Source organism: Arsenicicoccus sp. UBA6765 (genome assembly GCF_002453335.1).
Lineage (GTDB): Bacteria > Actinomycetota > Actinomycetes > Actinomycetales > Dermatophilaceae > Arsenicicoccus > Arsenicicoccus bolidensis.
In genome coordinates this window covers 51,762-73,789 of the sequence record NZ_DKGR01000058.1, presented here as the reverse complement: position 1 = coordinate 73,789, position 22,028 = coordinate 51,762, and the positions used below count along the sequence as shown (strand labels likewise).

Genomic DNA, 22,028 nt, shown 5'->3' with positions numbered 1-22,028 from the left:
CACACTCAGGTCGGAAGAGCCCTGTTACTGGTAGACCGACGTCCCACCAACTGTCGGGCCGTGATGACATGCTTGGACAGCTCGAGCGCCCGCTCGGCCGTTGAAGTCATACTTCAAGGAAATGTCGACCTTTGCTAAGATAGGACGCAGATGGAGCTAACTGCATACCAGGCGAAGTACTACGCCTACGAGCTTCAGCGTTCCTATGCGAACGACCACGTCGGCAAACTTGCGGGCCTCCTTTTTGACGCCCAGGTTGAGCCCAAGCCGCACCAGATTGATGCGGCCCTTTTCGCATTGCAGACGCCCTATTTGAACGGCGTGATTCTCGCTGACGAGGTAGGTCTAGGTAAGACCATCGAAGCGGGCATCGTTATCACCCAGTACTGGGCTGAACGTAAGCGCCGGATCCTGATCATCACGCCCTCGAGCCTGCGTCAGCAGTGGCAGCAGGAACTGCTCGAAAAGTTCCTCATTCCTAGCCAGCTCCTCGATCCCAAGCTCAAGGATGAGCAGCTTGCTCGCACCGCTCAGCAGGGCATCGAGGTGCTGATCTGTTCGTATGAGTTCGCCCTGCGACACGAGACTAGCCTGATGCGGCAGTGGGACCTGGTGATCTGTGATGAGGCGCACCGTCTCCGCAACTTTTACACCGGCCGCAACAAAGCCCCAGAGGCTATTAGTCGAATTGTTCGTGGTTCGAGCAAGACGATTCTGCTGACGGCGACACCGCTTCAGAACCGCCTCGAGGAGCTGTACGGGCTCGTCAGCGTGTTCGATCCTGACTACTTCTACTCACTCGACGCCTTCCGTGAGCGCTACATCAAGAACAAAGTCGCCGGGGACAACGACGACCTTGTCGAGCGTGTGGCAGCAATCAGCAAGCGCACCCTTCGACGGGACGCGGAGAAGTACATCCACTTCACCAAACGGATGCCGCTCACCGTTGAGTTCATGCCCAGCCCGGCGGAGGTCGAGCTCTACGACAAGGTGAACGACTACCTGCAACGCGACGAGGTCTACGCGTTCTCTAACTCGCAGCGCCACTTGATCGCACTGATCCTGCGCAAGCGCCTCGGCTCCAGCACGTATGCCGTCTCAAGCACGTTGGAGCGGATCGCCGATCGGCTCGCTGCTGAGGTCGGTGGAGGCATCCGCCGTGATAGCCGTGGGGGAGTGATCCTCGCCGACTTCGCCGAGGATGAGCTCACGGAAGAGGAGCTTGAGTCACTCGAGGAAGGCGCGTCGTCAAAGACTGAGTTCGGCCCAGGCGCCGGTCAGAAGCTCGACTCCGCGACCGTCGATGCGATGCGTGCTGAGGTTGATGAGCTTCGCAGCTACGCGGCGCTGGCTCGTTCCATCACGGTCAACCAGAAGGCGGTCAAGCTCAACGAAGCCCTGGATAAGGGCTTTGAACGCTTGAAGGAGATTGGCGCTCCGCAGAAGGCCATCATCTTCACCGACTCCACGAAGACCCAGGAGTACATCGCGCGCACGTTGACTGAGGCTGGCCGCGGTGAGGGGCTCGTGCTGTTCAACGGAACCAACAACTCCACGGCTGCCAACGAGATCTACCGCGATTGGCTCGAGGCCAACAAGGACGGCGACGTCATCACGGGTATCCCTGCCGCTGACCGGCGCAAAGCACTCGTGGACTACTTCCGCGATCAGGGCACGATCATGATTGCCACTGAGGCAGCCGCTGAAGGCATCAACCTGCAGTTCTGCTCGATGCTGGTCAACTACGACCTTCCGTGGAACCCGCAGCGCGTCGAGCAGCGCATCGGACGCGTCCACCGATTCGGCCAGAAGTTCGACGTCGTGGTCGCCAACTTCGCCAACAAGGGCAACGCCGCCGAGGCCCGAATTCTCGAGTTGCTCGCCAACAAGTTCCACCTCTTCAAGGGTGTCTTCGGTGCATCGGACGAAGTGCTCGGCTCCATCGAGGACGGCTTCGACTTCGAGAAGACCATCAACCGCATCCTCAGCGACTCTCGGAGCGACGCCGACATTGACAAGGCATTCAAGGAGCTCGAGAAGCAGTACGCCACCGAGATCAGCTCGGAGATGGCAGCGGCGAAGGCCAAGGTCTTCGACAACCTCGACCCGAACGTCCAAGACCGCCTCAAGTCCTACGACGCCCAGTCCGGCGAAGTGCTGAACAAGTTCGAGCGCCTACTGCTGGCCGTCGCCAAGCGCCAACTTGCGGACCACGCCGACTTCGAGGGCGACGGACGCCACTTCGTCCTCAACGAGTCGCCAGTCGCGGACGCGCCGACCGGTCGCTACTACTTCAAGTCCGAACCCCGCGACAACGCGCATCAGTACCGGTTTTCCGGGCCGCTGGCGGGACACGTTGTCGAGTCGGCCAAGACGGTCGACACCCCGGCCAAGGAACTGACGTTCAGCCTCAGCAAGTCCGAGCGCGCGAGCAGCGCTGCAAAGGAGCTAGCGGGCAAGTCCGGCGAGCTCACGGTCAAGCTCGTCACCTTCAGCATGAAGGCCAAGAACGACGACATTAGTGAGTCCTACATGCTCGCTGGTGGTCTCACTGATGATGGCACCTGGCTCGACCATGAGTATGCCGCTGACCTGCTCGATCTTGTCTGCACCGAGGAGGGGCCACAGCTCTCGATCGACGACTCCAGGTTCGAGCAGCATCTTGCGGAGCGTCGTGCGCACCTGGAGCGGGAGGTCCAAGGGCGCAACTCCCGCTACTACGACCAGCAAGAAGAACTTCTCTACCGGAATCAGCAAGACCGGCGGGCTGAGTCTGAGGGCAAGATCCGCGAGTACAAGGCCAAGGAGAAGGAGGCCCGCAAGAACGCGCGCAGCACCGACGAGCCGATGCAGCAGCTCAAGTTCAAAAAGGAAGCCCGCAAGTGGTCTGAGCGAGCTGAGGAAGAGGACGAGGAAGCTCGCGTCGCTCGCAAGAAGATGCGTGAAGAAGCCGACCACTACCTGGAGCTGATCGAGCAGGCGCTCAAGGGCACGCAGACCATCGAGCACCTGTTCAGCATCCGCTGGAAGGTGGTCACCTGATGGCGACCTCCACCCCCGCGACCACACCGACTATCAACCCAACTGGGATCACCCGAGGAACCAAGCAATGAGCAACGACGAACTACAGGACATCTACGAAACGCCGGGCGGCACGCCCGACTTCAAGACGGAGCTCGCCGCCCAGCTCTCGGCGCTGATCCCGGAGGCGATCGCGGACGGCAAGGTGGACGTCGAGAAGCTGAAGGAACTACTAGGCGACGACGCGGGCGACGACCGCGAACGCTTCGGACTGTTCTGGGCGGGCAAGAAGCGGGCGCTCCGAGCCGCGCAGGAGCCGACCACGGCGACCCTCAAGCCGGACTACGAGAACAGCAAGGATTGGGACACCACCAAGAACGTATTCATCGAGGGCGACAACCTCGAAGTGCTCAAGATCCTGCAGAAGCACTACCACGGCAAGATCAAGATGATCTACATCGATCCGCCGTACAACACGGGCAAGGACTTCGTGTACCCCGACAACTACAAGGAGGGACTGGAGACCTACCTCGAGTGGACCCGCCAGGTCAACGAAGAGGGCAAGAAGGTCTCGACCAACAGTGAGTCCGAGGGTCGCTATCACTCGAACTGGCTGAACATGATGTATCCGCGACTCAAGTTGGCTCGGAACCTCCTGACGCAGGACGGAGTGATGCTGATCTCCATTGACGATCACGAACAGGAGAACCTCAAGCGTGTCTGCGACGAGGTCTTTGGAGAGGCGAACGTTGAGGTTCTCGTCTGGAACAAGGAGGCCGAGGGTTCTTCTGGGACGCTCAAGGCCGTGCGCACCTTCCGTCGGGTCCACGAATATGTGATCGCGTGTCACCGGAACATTGCCGAAGCGCAGTGGACCAAGGTGCGAGAGGCGCTTGAAGGACGCGAGGACGAGCTCCAGACGGCCAACTTGGCGGTCAATGCAAGCAACGAACGTGTTGGACACGAGAATTACTTCCCGATCACCAACCCGAGTGGAGACGTGTTCACGCGCCAGTGGAAGTGGGGTAAGGCGGAGATCGAGCGGTTGATTGCCGAGGATCTCCTTTACTGGGGGTCTGACGGTCGAAAGCAGCCCCGACTGATTATTCCGACCGACGGGCGTCGGACGACATTCCTCCGGTCCATCCTCAATTACGGAGGAACTACCGCCGGGCGCAAGGACTTTGAGGCTGTGATGGGGGCCGAGGTCGAGTTCTCGTACCCGAAGCCGCTACTGCTGCTCAAGAAGCTGATCCTTTCGGTGACCTCGGACGAGGACATGGTCCTCGACTTCTTCTCCGGGTCTGGGTCGACTGCCTGTGCAGTTCTCGAAGCCAATGCTCAAGACGAGGGCTCTCGACGGCACATTCAGGTGCAGCTGCCAGAACCCGTCGAGGAGGATTCGGTGGCTGCGTCCAAGGGCTTCCGGACAATCGCCGATATCGCTCGTGCTCGTATCTCGCGCGCTGGCGATCAAATCGCAAGTAGCACGACCGGCCAGTCGGTGGACTTGGGTTACAAGGCTTACAAATTGACCGACACGAATTTCTCGAAGTGGCGAGTCACCAGCGAGGTCGAGGCAACCGCACTCGAGCAGCACATCCTCGACCTTCGCGATAGTGCAGACGATGACGCGACGCCCGACTCCCTCCTGACCGAACTCTTGCTCAAGCAGGGCTACTCATTGACCGAGCAGATCAATGACACTGAAGTCGACGGACTGAAGCTCAAGTCGGTTGGTGAAGGTCTGGTTCTGGCCTACCTTGACGAGCACACCAAGCCGACGCTGGAGCAGCTTCGGAGGGTGCTCGCGAGCGAGGATCTGGCGAAGTTCATCATCCTGGAGGACACCTTCAAGGGCGATGATCAGCTCAAGACGAACCTGGTGCAGGAAGCCAAGACGCGCGGCGTGGAACTGTGGACGGCGTAGGCGATGGAGTTCAAGTTTGACCCCAAGCAGCCCTATCAGCAGGAAGCCATCGCCTCGGTCGTTGACCTCTTCGAGGGTCAGCCAGCTGACGCCGATGCGCTAGAGACCAAACTCGAGGGTTCATTGCCGACGCCAGGTGGCCAGCAGGCGCTCGATATCGCTGGTGAGGTTGGTGCAGTCGGTAACAACCTGCTGCTCGACGAAGAAGCCTTGCTGCAGAACTTGCAGGCCGTACAGGATCGGAACGGTCTGGAGGTCGTGGCCGAGCTTGCCGGTGGTGCGCTCGATTTCGACATTGAGATGGAGACCGGAACCGGTAAGACCTACGTCTACCTGCGCACGATCTTCGAGCTCGCGCAGAAGTACAACTTCCGCAAGTTCGTCATCCTCGTGCCGAGCACGCCGATCAAGGAGGGCGTGACGACCAGCATCAAGCTGATGGCCAAGCACTTCCAGGATCTCTACGCCGAGCCATTCGACGCAACCGTCTACAGCGGTTCGACCGCCGAGGAGGTGCAATCTTTCGCCACGAGCACCAGCGTTCAGATCATGGTGATGAGCATCCACGCGTTGCGTGGTGACAAGAACTCCCGCGTCATCCACCAGACCCGCGACAAGCTCAATGGCCTGCGCCCAATCGACTACCTGAAGGTCACGCGCCCGGTCGTCATCATGGACGAGCCGCAGAACATGGAGTCGCTGCTCAGCCAGTCGGCGGTCGGGGAGCTCGACCCGCTTTGCACGCTGCGTTACTCGGCCACGCACCGCAAGACCCGCAACGTCGTCTATCGCCTCGACCCCGTTGACGCGCACGACCTGGGCCTTGTGAAGCAGATCGTCGTGGCCGAAGCCGTCCAGCAGGGTGCAGACGCTGCACCGTACGTGAAGCTGGAATCGGTGCGTAACGACAAGGGCTTCGTTGCGCGCATGGAACTCGCAGTGCGCAAGGAGTCGGATGGCTCCATCGAGCGCAAGACGGTCGCGGTCAAGAACGGCCAGGACCTGGCCGTCGTAACCAAGAACTCGGCCTACGAGGGCTGGCGTCTCAACGAGCTCAGCATCGAACCCGAATCCGTCGAGCTGTTCCCGCACGGTTGGCTCCAAGCGGGCGAGACGATCGGCGGATCGAACGATTCGATCTACCGCGAAATGATCCGCGAGACCATCCGCGAGCACCTCCGCAAGGAGACGATGCTGCGCCCGCACGGCATCAAGGTGCTGAGCCTGTTCTTCGTCGACAAGGTCGCCAGCTTCCTCGGCGAGGGCTACGACAACAACACCGCCGACGGCGACTTCGTGAAGTGGTTCGACGAGCTCTTCCGCGAAGAGCGGGACAAGAGCGCGCAGTGGCGCGAAATCCTGCCCGGTGACCCAGTCGATTACCGACGCGCCTACTTCTCGGTGCTTAAGGGCAAGAAGGGCCAGCACGACACCTTCAAGGACACCAGTGGTGCGACCGCAGCCGACGACGACGCCTACGAGCTCATCATGCGCAACAAGGCTCAACTCCTCGACGAGAACGAGCCCGTGCGATTCATCTTCAGCCACTCGGCGCTTCGAGAGGGTTGGGACAACCCGAACATCTTCCAGATCTGCGCCCTGCGTGAAATGGGTGAGGCAGCCGAGCGACGTCAGACGATCGGACGTGGTCTGCGCCTGCCGGTGAACCAGTCCGGCGAGCGCGTGCCCGATCGCGGAATCGCCCAGCTGGCGGTGGTCGCCAACGAGTCCTACCGCGAGTTCGCCGACAGTCTGCAGAAGGAATACCGCGACTCCGGCGTCAGCATCGGCCTCGTCCGCGTGGGCGAGTTCGCCAAGATCGTCATGGAGGACGAGAAGACGGGCGAGGAGAAGCGCCTTGGCTTCGCTGGCTCCAAGCTGATCTGGGACGAGCTGGTCGAGCGCCGGTTCATCGACAAGGACGGCAAGGTCACCGCGAAGTTCGCGCCCGACACGATCGACTTCTCATTCGGCCCGAAGCCCGACTTCTTCTGGCCGACCGAAGACATGGTGCAGGTCATGTTGAACTGCCGCGTCGAGCGGATCGTGAAGAGCGACCGCAAGCGCGTGCGCCGCAAACTGAACAAGGAGATCTACACCTCGCCGTGGTTCGAGGAGTTCTGGCGCACGATCTCCCGGCGCACCACCTACCGCGTCACCCTCAACCGGGACGAGGTCATCGCCAACGCGGTCAACAAGATCAAGGCCGAGCAGCCGATCCAGCCGCTCCGAGTCCAGGTCACCAAGGCAGGCGTAAAGCTCGTGCGAGGTGGCACCAAGACCGAGGAGAAGGCCAGTCGCTCCGCTGACCTGGCCGGTGCGTACCAGCTGCCCGACATCATCAGCGAGCTACAGGAAGCCACGTCGCTCACCCGCAAAACGCTCGTCGACGTGCTCACCAGGTCGGGCAAGCTGAACGAGTTCATCGGCAACCCGAACGACTTCATCGCGATGGTCAAGCGCAACCTGCTCAACGTCGTTGCAGCCTCGGTTCAGGACGGCGTCCAGTACGAGAAGATCAACGGCTACGTCTACGAGCTCCGCGAGCTGCAGGCTGACGGTGCCGAAGAACGCGACCTCTTCATGGACCGCGTCTACGAGGTGCAGGACAAGTCCAAGACGGACTTCGATTACATCCAGATCGACTCCGACGGCGCCAACGCTCCCGAGCGAGAGTTCGCCAAGAAGCTCGACTCCCGCGAAGACGTGAAGTTCTTCATGAAACTGCCCGACAAGTTCAAGATCGAAACGCCGGTCGGCCCGTACAACCCGGACTGGGCGATCATCAAACAGGACGAGGACGGAACGAATCGCATCTACATGATCCGCGAGACCAAGAGCACGCTCGACGAGTCCAAGCGCCGCCCGATCGAAAACGCCAAGATCAAGGCCGCGACGGAGCACTTCAAGCAATTGGGCATCGGATCGGCGGACGTTCCGGCGTACGCCGTTAGTGCCCCTGGCAGCTGGAACCTGTAAATGACGACCAGCGCGGACAACCCACTCGTTGATGGATCGCAGGACTCGCTTGGACGGCGGCAAGCTGCTGCCAAGTTTGCGGCGCACGTCCTCGAGATCGACGTCAGCGGTGGGGTTGTTGTCGGCGTTCTCGGGCCTTGGGGCTCGGGGAAGACAACGTTCGTCAATTTCGCCCGCGAGTCCCTGACTGCCAGGTCCGTGCCAATCGTTGACTTCAATCCGTGGATGTTCAGCGGTGCAGACCAACTTGTCGAGCGATTCTTCATCGAGGTCGGTGCTGAGCTCAAGCTCAAGCCTGGCATGGCTGAGATTGGCAAGGACTTCGAGGAGTACGGCGAACTCTTCAGCGGACTTGGTTGGCTGCCGGTCGTCGGGCCGTGGATTGAGCGCGCGCGGGGTGGAGCGAAGCTCATCGGCAAGCTGATGAGCTCGCGACGCGAGGGAGTCCGTGGACGCCGTGAGCGGTTGGAAGCCGCGCTCAACAAGCTCGAGACGCCGCTGGTCGTTGTGCTTGACGACATCGATCGGCTGACGACAGCCGAGATCCGCGATGTCTTCAAGCTTGTCCGCCTGACGGCGAGTTTCCCGAAGGTCGTCTACGTGCTCGCCTTTGATCGTGATCGGGTTGAGCAAGCACTGTCAGAGCAAGGGATCCCGGGACGCGACTACCTCGAGAAAATCCTCCAGCTGGCCATCGATCTCCCAGCGGTGCCGCCCAAGGTCTTGGACTCGCAGGTGTTCGCAGGCATCGATGCGGCACTAACCGGCGTGGAGAAGCCTGGACCGTTCGATGAGGGCCGCTGGGCCGATGTCTACTACGAGATTGTCCGACCACTGATCAGCAACATGCGCGACGTCAGGAGATACACGCTGGCGGTACGCGGCTCGGTGGTCGAACTCGAAGGTGAGGTTTCACTCGTTGACGTCGCGGCGCTCGAAGCGATCCGTGTCTTCCTGCCAGACATTCACCGGCGCCTTCCAGAGGTTGTCGCAGGCCTGACCACAGCGTCCCCGATCATGCACGGCGGTAGTGACCTGGCACATCTCAAGGCACAGGTCGAATTGCTGCTGACCGCCGCGGGCGGGCACTCCGCGGTCGTCCGCGCACTTGTGGAGCGTGTGTTTCCGGCGGGGGCGCGCCACCTCGGCGGCATGAATTACGGGTCGGACTGGGCCGGCGAATGGCTAACGGCTCGGCGAGTCGCGCACCCCGACGTCCTTTGGGTCTACCTGCAACGTGCTATCGGGCCGGAGATGCAAGCCCACATTGAAGCCGAACACGCCTACTCGCTGATGCGCGATGGCGACACACTCGCGGGCTTCCTGTCCGGGATCTCAGCGGACAGGATCCACGACGTCATCGCGTCACTGGAGAACCTGGAATCGCAGTTCGCCGAGGAGGATGTGGTCGGTGGAGTCACCGCATTGCTTAACGTCGCTCCGCAGTTGCCCGACGTTGAGCGCGACATGTTCGGACTCGACTCGCGGATGGTCGTCGGCCGTGTCGTTTACCGCCTGCTTCGCCAAGTGGAGGATCACGGGCGCCTCGAGGCGCTAGTCGACCAGATCATCCCGAAGCTGCTGTCGTTGTCGGCCGAGTTCGAACTGACCACCACCGTTGGCTACCGCGAGGGCGCCGGGCACAAGTTAACCTCCGAAACGCGCGCCACCGATCTGGAGAAGGCATGGCGCGAGCGCGTGCGCGCGGCATCAGAGCCCGAGCTGGCCGCTGAGCATGAGCTTCTGCGCCTGTACATCTTCGAGAAGCAGGGCCGAGGTGAGGGTGAGGCCGAGATGCCCGTCCCGCAGACGACCGAACTGACGGCTGCCCTTCTGAAAGCAGCAGTGTCCATCGTGCGCAGCAACTCGATGGGGAACCGCGCAGTTCGGCGGGAGAAGCACCTCGTCTGGGATTCGCTAATCGAGATCTTCGGCAACGAATCCGTACTGCACGCTCGATTGGACGAGGTCAAGCACGCAGGCGTCCCCGGCCTGGACGAGGAATTGGCCCTCGCGGACAAGTATCGAGAAGGCTGGCGCCTCAAAAGCTGGTGACACCTGGAGGAATAGCCGACTTAGTCCCGCGGTTGTCACTGCTGCGCCGCCTCACAGCATTGGAAGGAGCTCGGGTGATGAAACTGTCGTCATTTGGCGCCTTCCCCGACATGCCACACATCCCGGACCTGCCTCATCTGCGCCCGCAAAACGTGACCGCTGACCAGGTCCTCTCCGAGGTGGAGGGTCTTCTTCAATCGGCTCGCGATCGAGTTCACCAGCTGGAGTGCTGCTCGCGTCTTGGCGAGCAGCTGGGGCACATCCGCTCATTGGTCGTCGACATCAGGCGTTCCACGCTTGTGCTGCAGAAGTTGCGCGGTCTCGTTGAAGATTTTGACGGCTGGTACGGACCGGTGCAGGACAAGCTCGGAGCGGATCAGCTCATGCTCTATTTCCGTGAACTCCGCAACGAGGTGGAGAAGCAGGGCCTGCCCGGTGCGCTCGCCGAGCTGTACCGGGCAGACACGGGCGAGGCGCTCGCCGACGTCGCGTGCTTCGAGGATGCCCACGGCATGGCCGTAAGTGGCGTGATTCGTGAAAACGCATCGGTGGACAGCGGCGGGTTCACGGGGCCGCGCGGCCTGCGGAACTTCCGCCTCCCGGACCCACCGACAGAGCACGATGGGCAGCCATTGTTAGATCTGCGATTCGCAACCTTGGCGGGCCTCGCCCTCGACTTTCTCGACACCCACGCGGTGAAGCCAGCGCGAGCCCGGTTCGGCGCCTGAGCTCGTCGGTATCAGCGCGGCCGACCGTGAGTGTCCCGCAGCTGGACGCCTTCGACCCGCAGGTAATTCAGCACCGACTTCGGTGAGAACCGGGTGCGCTCGGCGACACCGACCAGGGAGAGTCCAGATGCGTACAGCTCGACAACCTGGGCGATCTCATCAGGGGTCGCGGGCTGGTTGCGCATCTGGACCCCATGAGCCTTCAGGCGAAGCGCCACCGTCTGCCGTGCGCAGCCGAAGTCCGCAGCGAGCTCGTTCACGTTGGCGCCCTCGAGGTAGCGCTCGGCCATCGCTGCGACCTGCTCAGGGGTCAGGCGATTTTGCCGTTGACGAAGCGGGCCTCTTCGTTCATAGTCAGGCGCAGGTTGAGCCGACGAGGAGGGCTCCCAGTCCCGTGCCAACAGAGGCGCCCATTTGTTTGTATCAACACTCGATAGGGCCACCCCGCGCACAAGGCTCGAACCCTCGCCAATGGAAATGTTGGCGGAGGTTCGGGCCTTGTTCACGTCTGCGGCCCAGGTCAGTGCGTTGGCGTCGACCTGCGGGTCGAGGAGCATCTCGAAGGGCCGGTTGGTGTCGTCGCAGCGGGTGTGGATGTCGGCGCAGTTGGCGAGGAGTCCGAGCGCGTCGTCGAGGTGGGCGCGAGCGTCGGCGTAGTCACCGAGGTGGGCGTCGATACGGGCCGCCGTCAGGCCCCGAGCAGCCGTGTGAGGACGCGCACCACACCGTCCTCGGTGTTGGCGGGAGCCAGATAGGCCGCCTGCTCGATCAGGTCGTCGTGGGCGTTGGCCATTGCGAAGGACCAGTCCGCGGTGCCGAGCATCTGCAGGTCGTTGAGGTAGTCGCCGAGCACGACCGTCTGCGCGGACGTCACGCCCAGCCGCGACTGCAGCGCCCGCACCCCGTGGCCCTTGTGGACCCCCGGGGCCATGATGTCGATCCAGTGCTGGCCGGACAGGACGACCTGGTGGGTGCGCGCGACCTCGCCGAAGATCGCGTCCACGTGACGCTCCGCGTCCTCGAAGTCGTAGACAGCGAGCTTGAGCACGTCGTCCTCGACGGCGTGCAGGTCCCCGACGACCTCCAGCCTGGCGTAGTACCTCTCGCACTCGGCCAGGAAGGCCGGGTCGTTGCGCTCGACGTAGGCGCTGCGCACGCCGCACACCACGAGGCCCAGGTCGTGGTCGCGGGCGGCCTCGCGGACCACGTCGACCACCTCGTGGGTGATCTCGGCCGAGACGGTGGTCGTCGAGACGACCTCGTCGTCGTGGACCACGAGGGTGCCGTTCTCGGCGACGTAGGACAGCCCCTGCGGCGCGCGCTCGAAGACGCGCTGCAGCGTGGCGAGCTGGCGACCGCTGGCCGGCACGAAGGTGATCCCGCGCTCACCCATCAGCGTCAGCAGCCCCCAGAAGCCCGCGGGCACCGCCCCGGACTCGTCCAGCAGCGTCCCGTCCATGTCGGCGACCACGAGTCTCACGTCGTGCGGGCCGGGGGCGATCGTGGTCCAGGGGCGGGCTGGCATGGGGCACCTCTCGGTCGGCGAAGGCGGGGATGCCCCGATCGTATGGCGCCCCGCCACCACGCCCCAGCCGATCACACGGTGACCCCGCGTCACGGGCGGTTCGGCATACGGCCTGCTCGTCCAGCCCCCGATGACCCTGCGGTAGCCTGGGCAGGTGGCCCACCAGCAGCTCCTTGTCGGGCCGCGCTGAGCGAGTCGGACATCAGCGCGGCTGCCCCTCTGCGTGAGGGGCGTTCGTGTGTCTGGAGGCATGCGAGTCCGCAGCAGCAGCGAGCCACACCGAGGACCCAGGGAGACAGACGATGACGGACACGGCCACCGAGACGCGCGACGAGCACCCCTACCGCTACACCGCCGCGCTGGCGGGGCAGATCGAGACCAGCTGGCAGGATCGCTGGGAGGAGCAGGGCACCTACCACGCGCCCAACCCCGCCGGTCCGTGGGCCGAGCCGGACAACCCGCTCACCCAGGCGCAGAAGCTGCTGGTCCTCGACATGTTCCCCTACCCGAGCGGCGCGGGCCTGCACGTCGGGCACCCGCTCGGCTACATCGCGACCGACGTCTACGCGCGCTACCACCGCATGACCGGCAAGAACGTCCTGCACTGCCTCGGCTACGACGCCTTCGGGCTGCCCGCCGAGCAGTACGCCGTCCAGACCGGCCAGCACCCGCGCACGACGACCGAGGACAACATCGTCATCATGGCGCGCCAGCTGCGTCGCCTCGGCCTCGGCCACGACGACCGGCGCGCGATCCGCACCATCGACCCGGACTACTACCGCTGGACCCAGTGGATATTCCTGCAGATCTTCAACAGCTGGTATGACGAGAGCGCCCCCCGCCCCGACGGGGGTCTGGGCCGCGCGCGGCCGATCACCGAGCTGGTCGTGCAGCTGGCCGACGGCTCCCGCGCGCTGACGGGGGAGTGGGCCGGCCGCAGCTGGCGCGACCTCAGCGCCACCGAGCAGGCCACCGTCATCGACGGCTACCGCCTGGCCTACGCCGACGAGGCTCCCGTCAACTGGGCGCCCGGCCTCGGCACCGTCCTCTCCAACGAGGAGGTCACCAACGACGGCCGCTCCGAGCGCGGCAACTTCCCCGTCTTCCGCAAGGCCCTGCGCCAGTGGAAGATGCGGATCACGGCCTACGCCGACCGCCTCGCCGACGACCTCGACCGCGTGGACTGGCCGGACAAGGTCAAGACCATGCAGCGCAACTGGATCGGCCGCTCGCACGGCGCCCGCGTGACCTTCACCGGGCCGGCCGGGGAGCCGATCGACGTGTTCACCACGCGTCCCGACACGCTCTTCGGGGCGACCTTCATGGTGCTCGCGCCGGAGCACCCGCTCGTCGACGAGCTGGTCACCGACGCCTGGCCGAGCGACATCCCGATGCACTGGACCGGTGGCGCCGACACCCCCAGCGAGGCGGTCGCGGCATACCAGCTCGCGGCCTCCCGCAAGAGCGACGTCGAGCGCCAGATGGAGGACAAGACCAAGACGGGCGTGTTCACCGGCGCCTACGCGACCAACCCGGTCGACGGCCGCGAGGTCCCGGTGTTCATCGCCGACTACGTCCTCATGGGCTACGGCACGGGGGCGATCATGGCCGTCCCGGCGCACGACGCCCGCGACTTCGAGTTCGCCACGGAGTTCACGATCCCGATCCTGGACGTCGTTGCGCCGCAAGGAGACTCGTCGTGGCCGGGCTCGGTCAACAGCGGCGAGGCGTATGTCGCACCCGGGGTCGCCGTCAACTCCCGCAACGACGAGGTGTCGCTGGACGGCATGGCGCTCGACGAGGCCAGGGCCACGATGATCGAGTGGCTGGAGCGCACCGGCCGGGGTCAGGGCACCGTGACCTACCGCCTGCGCGACTGGCTGTTCAGCCGGCAGCGCTACTGGGGCGAGCCGTTCCCGATCGTCTTCGACGAGGACGGGGTGGCGCACGCGCTGCCCGAGTCGATGCTGCCGCTGGAGCTGCCGGAGATCCCGGACTACGCGCCCAAGACCTTCGACCCCGACGACGACTCGTCCGAGCCGGAGCCGCCGCTGTCCCGCGCCGGGGACTGGGTCGAGGTCGAGCTGGACCTCGGGGACGGGCGCGGCGTGCGCCGCTACCGCCGCGAGACCAACACCATGCCCAACTGGGCCGGCTCGTGCTGGTACTTCCTGCGTTACCTCGACCCGGCCAACGCCACGGCGATGGTGGACCCCGAGGTCGAGCGCTACTGGATGGGGCCGCAGGCGACCGCGGTCGCGGGGGCGCCGGCGGGGGCCGCCGACCCTGGCGGCGTGGACCTCTACGTCGGTGGTGTCGAGCACGCGGTGCTGCACCTGCTCTACGCCCGCTTCTGGGTCAAGGTGCTGCACGACCTTGGCCACCTGACCTCCGAGGAGCCGTTCCGGCGCTACTTCTCCCAGGGATACATCCAGGCCGCCGCCTACCGCGACGACCGGGGTCAGCCAGTGCCCGCCGCCGAGGTGGCCGAGAGCGCCGACGGCGTCTTCACCTGGCAGGGCTCGGTCGTGCACCGTGAGTTCGGCAAGATCGGCAAGTCCCTCAAGAACGTCGTCTCCCCCGACGAGATGTATGACGAGTACGGCGCCGACACCTTCCGCGTCTACGAGATGGCCATGGGACCGCTCGAGCTCAGCAAGCCCTGGGAGACGCGCGCGGTCGTCGGGTCGCAGCGCTTCCTGCAGAGGGTGTGGCGCAACGTCGTCGACGAGCAGACGGGGGAGGTGCGGGTCGGTGACGGGCCGCTGGACGACGCGACCTCCCGGCTCCTGCATCGCACGATCGACCAGGTGGCGCGGGACTACGACGGGCTGCGCTTCAACACCGCCATCGCCAAGCTGATCGAGCTCAACAACGCGCTGACCAAGCTGGACGTCGTGCCGCGCGCCGCCGCCGAGGCGCTGGTCCTCATGGTGGCGCCGGTCGCGCCGCACATCGCCGAGGAGCTGTGGTCCCGCCTGGGTCACGAGTCCTCGGTGGTGCACGAGCCGTTCCCCGCCGCCGACCCCGCGCTCCTGGTCGACGACACCGTCACGTGCGTCGTGCAGGTCCTCGGCAAGGTGCGCGACCGCCTCGAGGTGGCCGCCGACATCAGCGACGCCGACCTGGAGGCCGCGGCCCTCGCCAGCGAGCGCATCCAGGGGCTGCTCGAGGGCAAGACGATCCGCAAGGTCATCGTGCGGGCCCCCAAGCTGGTCAACATCGTCGCCGGCTGATCGATGACGACCCTGTTCCCCTCCGTCGGGCTGGTCACCGACTCGACGGGCTACCTGCCCGCCGAGTCGGTGTCCTGCCACGGCATCGACGTCGTGCCGCTCGTGCTCGTCGCCGACGGGGAGCAGCGCATCGAGGGCGAGCTGCCGCAGGACCAGGTCCCCGGCATCCTGCGCCGCGCCAAGAAGCTCGGCACCTCGCGCCCCTCGCCCGCCGACTTCCTGCTGGCCTATCGCCGGGCCGCCGAGCGAGGCTGCGAGGAGGTCCTGTCCGTCCACCTGTCCTCGGAGCTGTCCGGCACGGTCGAGGCCGCGGTCCTCGCCGCGATCCGCTCGCCGATCCCGGTCGAGGTCGTGGACTCCCGCTCCATCGGTATGGCGATGGGCTTCGGCGTGCTCACCGCCGCCGCGATGGTCGAGGACGGGGCGACCGCCGCCGAGGCCGGGGCCGCCGCACGCCGCCGGGCCGAGGACGCGACCCTGACCTTCTGCGTCGAGTCGTTGGACTACCTGCGCAAGGGCGGCCGCATCGGGGGAGCCGCCGCGTTCTTCGGCACCGCCCTGTCGATCAAGCCCCTGCTCGGCATCGACGACGGCCACATCGAGCCGGTCGCCAAGGTCCGCACGTCGACGCGGGCGGTCAAGGAGATGGTCGACCGGTCCGTCGCCGCGGCCGAGGCGTGCGGTGAGGGGGGCTGCGACATCGCCGTCCACCAGCTCGACGCCGAGCTGCGCGCCGACGAGGTCGTCGAGGCGCTGCGCGTCCGCTGTCCCGAGGGAACCCCCATCGAGGTGTATCCCCTCGGTCCCGTGGCCGCCTGCCACGTCGGACCCGGCACGACCGCGGTCGTCGTCTCCCCGCGCCCCTAGGGTGTGCACACGGATGCACATCGGGAGGTGGGCATGGCGACGCGGCACGGGGTCACGGTGGGGTGGTTCATCCCGACCCCCATGGACCGTGACGTCCAGGTGGCCTCCCTCCGGTCTGCCGCATCAGCGCTCGAGGTGGTGCTGAGCGACCGCGGCGTGGACGTCGATGACCTGGTCGCCGAGCTCGCAGCGGCCCGCTCCGCTCGGTGAGCATTCCTGCCTGATCGTCCGGATCGGTTGGTCAGCCGAGCTCTCGCTCGCGATGCTCATCGACGACGTGGCGGAACCCGTCTGCTCACCGACTTGTCCACACCCTGACGCGACGCGGGGACGACTGTCCACAGGCGTGGCGCGTGCCCTGCCGGGCCCGGGCGCGCGGACCTAGCGTCGCGCTCATGGCACGTCGACCACCACCACCGGACCTGGAGCGGCTCGCGCGGATCACCGCGACCGAGACGCGCGAGGGCGACCCCGCGTGGCGGATGGAGCTGCCCCGATCGGGATCGGTCGAGTCGCTGGACGACCTGCCCGACAACGTCGTGGAGCGCGTCTATGGCCCGGACGCGCTGGAGCGTCGTGGGCGGCTGTCGCCGTCCCCGCCCGAGGGCTCCGGGCGACATCGTCCACCGGCGCCAGCGGTCGTGTCGCTGCCGACCCGGTTGGTCGGCGCCACCTGGCAGCCCCGCTGGACCGCGGTGCTCGCCCTGCTCCTGGTGCTGGTGCTCGCGGGCGTCGCCTTCGGCGTCCGCGTGGCCATGGCGCGCAACCAGGGGGAGCCTGAGCCGGTCCCCTCGGCGGCTGCCGACCGCGAGGCGGGCGACGGGGTCAAGCGTGGCGGATCGAGCGTGGCGGCCGCGTCTCCGGGTCGGGGCGGTGGGACCGGCCCCGCATCCGCGACGCCCTCCCCGGCGTCGACCGGGGTGATCGTGGACGTCGGCGGTCAGGTGCGGCGCCACGGCGTGGTCCGACTCGCTCCTGGGGCCCGGGTGGTGGACGCGCTCGCGGCCGCGGGTGGGGCCTTGCCCGGGGCCGACCTCGGGGGCCTCAACCAGGCTCGGGTCCTCGTCGACGGCGAGCAGGTCTACGTGCCGCGCCCCGGTGAGAAGGCGCCGGTCCAGTCCGGATCGCCAGGCGGGGTGTCGCCCCCGGGAGGTACGTCGCCCAGCGGTGGCGGTGCGGCGGGGACCGCGGCCCCGGGTGCCCCGGTCGACCTCAACACGGCGACCGTGGAGCAGCTGGACACCCTGCCCGGCGTCGGTCCGGCGATCGCGGGTCGCATCATGGAGTGGCGCACGCAGCACGGGCGGTTCAGCAGCATCGACGAGCTCGGAGAGGTCCAGGGGATCGGGCCCAAGCTGCTCGAGCGACTCCGGGCCCAGGTGCGCGTATGACGACCCCCGGCTCTCCCGATCCCCCCGAGGCGTCCGGCCCCGGCGGAGCGGGGGCGCACGATCGACGGGGCGCTCGCGGCTCCGGCGCGGAGGAGGTGTCCGGGACACGGGAGCTTCAGGCCGCCCGCCGCCGCGAGCGCCAGGACCAGGCCCGACGACTGCTCGGGCTCGGGCAGTCGTCGGGGAGCGCGAGACGACCGTCGCGGTGGCTCGACGACATCCGCCCGCAGACGCCCTCGGACGTGCGCCTCCTCCTGCCGGCCTGCGTCGCGTGGGCCCTGACCGCGACCCTGCTGGACCGCCCGACCTGGCTCCTGGGGCTGGTCGCCTCCACTGGCGTCGTGCTGACCGTGGCGTCGGCCCGGTGGTCGGTGCGTCGGGCACGTCCTGGTCGACGGTCCGGTCGGTCGTGGGTGCCCGTCGTCGGGATCACCGGGGTGGTGATCGCCCTGACGCTGACGGCGCTCGTGGGGCACCGGGGGCTGCGCGGTGCGGGCACGATGGACGAGCTGGCGGCGCAGCGCGCGAGCGTCCGCCTCACCGCAGAGGTGGTGTCCGACCCGCGGGTGGTGGGCGGTGGGGCCGAGCGAGCGCCCGCGACGATGGCGCGGTTGCGGGTGCTCACCGTGCAGGGCCGCGGCTCGGTCAGTCGGGTCTCCGCGCCGATCCTCGTCTTCGGAGACGAACGCTGGACCCAGGTGCGGTGGGGCCAGCGGCTCGAGCTGGCCGGCAGGCTCAAGCCCGGCGAGCCGGGCGGTGATGTCGTCGCCTCCGTCACGGTCCGGGGCCCGCCACGCATGGTCGGTCAGCCCGGCCCGGTGCTCGTCGGCGCCGAGCACGTGCGCGCCGCCCTCCGTGCTGCGGTCGACGGGGTGCCGGAGGACGCAGCAGGGCTGGTGCCAGGACTCGTCATCGGGGACACGAGCCTGACGCCGCCAGACCTAACGGCCGACATGACCGAGGTGCAGATGAGCCACCTCAGCGCGGTGTCCGGGTCCAACGTCAGCATCGTCCTGGCCGCCCTGATCGGTTTGTGCTCCCTGCTCGGTCTGCCGCGCCGCCTGCGCCCCGTGGTGGCGCTGATCGGCCTGGCCGGCTTCGTCGTGCTGGCCCGCCCCGAGCCCAGCGTCATCCGGGCCGCCGTGATGGGGGCCGTGGGCCTGCTCGGCGTCTCCACCTCGCGCCGCCGGTCGGCCCTGCCCGCGCTCGGCGCCGCGATCGTCGTGCTGCTCTGCTACGACCCGTGGCTGGCGCGCTCCTATGGGTTTGCGCTGTCCTCGCTCGCGACGCTCGGGCTGCTGGTGTTCGCGACGCCGTGGGGCGAGCGCATCGGCAGGGTGCTGCCGCACCGGATCCGTTCGTGGGGGCCGGCGCTCGCGATCCCGGTCGCCGCGCAGGTGGCCTGCGGACCCGTGACGATTATGCTCCAACCGTCGGTGAGCCTGGTCGGGGTCCCCGCCAACCTCGCGGCGACTCCCTTCGTGGGCCCGACCACCGTCCTCGGGATCGTCACCGCCGTGGTCGCCGTCGTGAGCGTGCCGGTGGCTCACGTGGTCGCGTGGGCGGCCGCCGTGCCGGCCTGGCTCATCGCCCGCGTGGCGCGTGTGGCGGCTGACGTGCCCTACGGCGCGATGCCCTGGCCTGACGGGGGACGCGGTGCCCTGCTGCTCGCCCTGCTCACCCTGGTCCTCGTCGTCAGCGGTCCGCGCCTGGCGTGGTGGACCCGGGCCCGGCCCCTCGCGGCGCTCGCGGTCGTGGTCCTCGGCCTATCCCTCGTCGTGCCCGTCGGCTCGGCCGCGTGGCCGGTGGCTGGTTGGCGCATCGTGGTCTGCGACGTCGGCCAGGGCGACGGGATCGCGCTGTCGTCCGGACCCGGGCGAGCGGTCGTCGTCGACGTCGGGCCGGCCGATCCCGGCATACGACCCTGTCTGTCCCGCCTGGGGATCGACCGGATCGACGCCGTCGTCCTGTCCCACTTCCACGACGACCACGTCGGGGGGCTCGAGGAGGTGCTGGACGGCTGGCCGGTGGGCGCCGTGCTGGTCACCGCCACGCGCGACCCCGCCGCGCAGGCCACCAGGGTCGACCGGCTCTCGGCCGACCATCACCTGCGGCCGCAGACCCTGGTGGCGGGGGACCGGCTGGCCTACGGCGACGTGAGCGCCGAGGTCGTCGCCCCGACGCGGGAGATCCGCGAGGGGTCGGTGCCCAACAACGCGAGCCTGGTGCTGCTCGCCGACGTGGGCGGCACCACCGCGCTGCTGACCGGGGATGCCGAGCCCGAGCTCGCGTCCGACGCGCGAACGACGCTGTCCCGCTTGGCCGTCCACCCGCAGGTCGACGTCCTCAAGGTCGCCCACCACGGGTCGGCCAAGCAGGATCCCTTGCTGCTCGCCGATCTCGACGCCCCGTTGGCGCTGATCAGCGTGGGGCTCGACAACGACTACGGCCAGCCGGCGGCCTCCGCGCTGACCACGCTGCAGCGCAACGGGTTTCACATCGAGCGCACGGACGAGTCCGGTGATCTCGCCGTGCTCGGGCACGGAGCCGAGCTGCGGGTCGCCCGTCGGGGCCGATGACGTGGGTCAGGACTGCTTGAACTCGCACGCGCTGGTCTTGAGGGCGTCGATGGTGGCCTGGACGGCGGGGACCTTCTGCAGGTCGGGGGTGGTGACGGCCACGATGTGGCGTCGCGACCACGGCGTGATGTCGCGGATCGCGGTGTGCGGGTTGACCGCTCGGCGCAGCATCAGGTCGGGGATGAGGGCGACGCCGAGGCCGGCGCCGACCAGGCCGAGCTGGGCGACATAGTCCTCGGTCTCGAAGGCCAGGTTGGGCACGAAGCCCGAGTCCGCCGCCAGCCCGACCATGTGGACGCGGCACCGGGGGCAGCCCGCGACCCAGGCCTCGGAGGCGAGGTCGGCCATGCTGACGGTCTCGTGCGCGGCCAGCGGGTGGTCGACCGGCAGGGCCAGGCGCACCTCGTCGACGAGCAGGGGGGTGGTGACGAGCAGGTCGAGGTCGGTCTCGTCGGTCGGCGTCGAGCCGCTCTCGTAGGAGAAGCCGACGACCAGGTCGCACTCGCCCTCGCGCAGGGCGGCGATGGCCTCGGGGGGCTCGTTCTCGCTGAAGGTCACCGTCAGGTCGGGGTGCTGGCGGTGCAGCGCCGCGAGGGCGGGCGGCACGATCGTCGCGGTCGCGGACGGGAAGGACATGATCCGCACCCGGCCGGCGCGCAGCCCGGCGATGGCGGCGACCTCCTCCTCGGCGGCGTCGAGCGCGGCCAGAACGCCACCGGCGTGGCGCGCGAGCACCTGCCCGGCCTCGGTCAGGCGCACCTGTCGGCCCACGCGGTCGATCAGGACGGTGCCGGTGCGCTGCTCGAGGCGCCGCACCATCTGCGAGATGGCGGGCTGGGTGTAGCCGAGCGCGGCAGCGGCCCCGGTGAAGCTGCCCTCGTCGGCGATGGCCTTCATGACACGGAGTCCAGCGGCGTCGATCATGGGCTCATCCTATAACCTGATGTTATTGAATGTCGAGGTTGGTACGGCTTCGCCTATGGCTCGTGCGGCGGGGCCGGACGTCATACTTGGTGGGTGCAGTCCATGATCCTCGACCAGCTCGCCCGGCTCGTCCACGACGGCGGCGTCGTCGCCCTCACGGGTGCCGGGATGAGCACCGAGTCGGGGATCCCGGACTATCGCGGGCCGGACGGGCGTCGGCGGGTCCAGCCGATGCAGTACTCCGAGCTGCTGAGCGGTCCCGAGGCGCGGCGTCGCTACTGGGCGCGGGCGTACGTCGGCTGGGAGCGGTTCACCGGCGCCAGCCCCAACGCCGGCCACCGGGCGCTGGCCGCGCTGCAGCGGGCCGGTCTGGTGGACGGCGTGATCACCCAGAACGTCGACGGGCTGCACCAGGAGGCGGGCACCCGGGACGTGCTCGAGCTGCACGGCACCCTCACGGTCGTGCGCTGCCTGACCTGCGAGGACCGCACCTCCCGCGAGGAGGTGCAGCGCCGCCTCGCCGAGGCCAACCCCGACTTCCAGGTCCACAGCGACGAGGTGCGTCCGGACGGGGACATCGCCCTGCCCGACGACGTCGTCCAGCGGTTCCACCTGGCCCACTGCGTCGTGTGCGGGTCGGACGCGCTTAAGCCCGACGTCGTCTTCTTCGGCGAGTCCGTGCCGCGGGAGCGGGTCGACGAGGCCTATCGCCGGGTCGAGGCCGCCTCGGCGCTGCTCGTGCTCGGGTCGAGCCTGCAGGTGATGAGCGGCTACCGGTTCGTGCGGCGGGCGG

At 67.1% G+C, this 22,028-nt stretch carries 14 protein-coding genes; 11 read left to right on the top strand and 3 right to left on the bottom strand.

The features are described from left to right. Positions 1-150: 150 nt before the first annotated feature. The 5 genes from B4K29_RS16245 (at position 151) to B4K29_RS16225 (ending at position 10,713) form a co-directional block, all read left to right on the top strand. Positions 151-3,042 (top strand): SNF2-related protein, encoded by a 2,892-nt coding sequence (locus B4K29_RS16245; RefSeq protein WP_286968153.1) that lies wholly within the window; start codon positions 151-153, stop codon positions 3,040-3,042. Between the two features lie 67 nt (positions 3,043-3,109). Beyond that, on the top strand, positions 3,110-4,951 hold the full coding sequence (locus B4K29_RS16240) for a site-specific DNA-methyltransferase (protein ID WP_286968152.1): 1,842 nt from the start codon (positions 3,110-3,112) through the stop codon (positions 4,949-4,951). A 3-nt stretch (positions 4,952-4,954) separates the two neighbouring features. Then, positions 4,955-7,930, top strand: a complete 2,976-nt coding sequence (locus tag B4K29_RS16235) for a DEAD/DEAH box helicase family protein (RefSeq protein WP_286968151.1) — start codon at positions 4,955-4,957, stop codon at positions 7,928-7,930. Then, the gene (locus tag B4K29_RS16230) at positions 7,931-9,985 is read left to right on the top strand and encodes a KAP family P-loop NTPase fold protein (protein ID WP_286968150.1); all 2,055 of its coding nucleotides are present in this window, start codon (positions 7,931-7,933) and stop codon (positions 9,983-9,985) included. Positions 9,986-10,059: 74 nt separating this feature from the next. Further along, a complete protein-coding gene (locus B4K29_RS16225; protein ID WP_286968149.1) occupies positions 10,060-10,713 on the top strand; it encodes a hypothetical protein in 654 nt (217 codons plus the stop codon). 11 nt (positions 10,714-10,724) lie between these two features. Here B4K29_RS16225 and B4K29_RS16220 read toward each other — a convergent pair whose 3' ends face one another. Both B4K29_RS16220 and B4K29_RS16215 read right to left on the bottom strand, forming a co-directional pair. Beyond that, positions 10,725-11,003 carry a hypothetical protein gene (locus B4K29_RS16220; RefSeq protein ID WP_286968148.1) on the bottom strand — a complete coding sequence of 93 codons (279 nt, stop codon included), beginning with the start codon at positions 11,001-11,003 and terminating at the stop codon, positions 10,725-10,727. A 398-nt stretch (positions 11,004-11,401) separates the two neighbouring features. Beyond that, the gene (locus tag B4K29_RS16215) at positions 11,402-12,238 is read right to left on the bottom strand and encodes a Cof-type HAD-IIB family hydrolase (protein WP_286968147.1); all 837 of its coding nucleotides are present in this window, start codon (positions 12,236-12,238) and stop codon (positions 11,402-11,404) included. A 302-nt stretch (positions 12,239-12,540) separates the two neighbouring features. Here B4K29_RS16215 and leuS point away from each other — a divergent pair, with 302 nt between their 5' ends. The 5 genes from leuS to B4K29_RS16190 all read left to right on the top strand — a co-directional run bounded on the left by leuS (position 12,541) and on the right by B4K29_RS16190 (position 20,311). Beyond that, positions 12,541-15,474 carry a leucine--tRNA ligase gene (gene leuS / locus B4K29_RS16210; RefSeq protein WP_286968146.1) on the top strand — a complete coding sequence of 978 codons (2,934 nt, stop codon included), beginning with the start codon at positions 12,541-12,543 and terminating at the stop codon, positions 15,472-15,474. Between the two features lie 3 nt (positions 15,475-15,477). After that, entirely contained in the window at positions 15,478-16,341 is an 864-nt protein-coding gene (locus B4K29_RS16205; protein WP_286968145.1) for a DegV family protein, read from the top strand. Between the two features lie 33 nt (positions 16,342-16,374). Then, positions 16,375-16,551: a hypothetical protein gene (locus B4K29_RS16200; RefSeq protein ID WP_286968144.1), complete on the top strand. Its 177-nt coding sequence runs from the start codon at positions 16,375-16,377 to the stop codon at positions 16,549-16,551. A gap of 185 nt (positions 16,552-16,736) precedes the next feature. Then, positions 16,737-17,732 carry a helix-hairpin-helix domain-containing protein gene (locus B4K29_RS16195; protein ID WP_286968143.1) on the top strand — a complete coding sequence of 332 codons (996 nt, stop codon included), beginning with the start codon at positions 16,737-16,739 and terminating at the stop codon, positions 17,730-17,732. After that, entirely contained in the window at positions 17,729-20,311 is a 2,583-nt protein-coding gene (locus B4K29_RS16190) for a ComEC/Rec2 family competence protein (RefSeq protein ID WP_286968142.1), read from the top strand. The genes B4K29_RS16195 and B4K29_RS16190 overlap by 4 nt, the downstream gene beginning before the upstream one ends. Positions 20,312-20,317: 6 nt before the next feature. Here B4K29_RS16190 and B4K29_RS16185 read toward each other — a convergent pair whose 3' ends face one another. Then, a complete protein-coding gene (locus B4K29_RS16185) occupies positions 20,318-21,235 on the bottom strand; it encodes a LysR family transcriptional regulator (protein ID WP_239262518.1) in 918 nt (305 codons plus the stop codon). A 102-nt stretch (positions 21,236-21,337) separates the two neighbouring features. Here B4K29_RS16185 and B4K29_RS16180 point away from each other — a divergent pair. Next, on the top strand, positions 21,338-22,028 hold a 691-nt coding region (locus tag B4K29_RS16180; protein WP_286968154.1), incomplete at its 3' end, for a Sir2 family NAD-dependent protein deacetylase.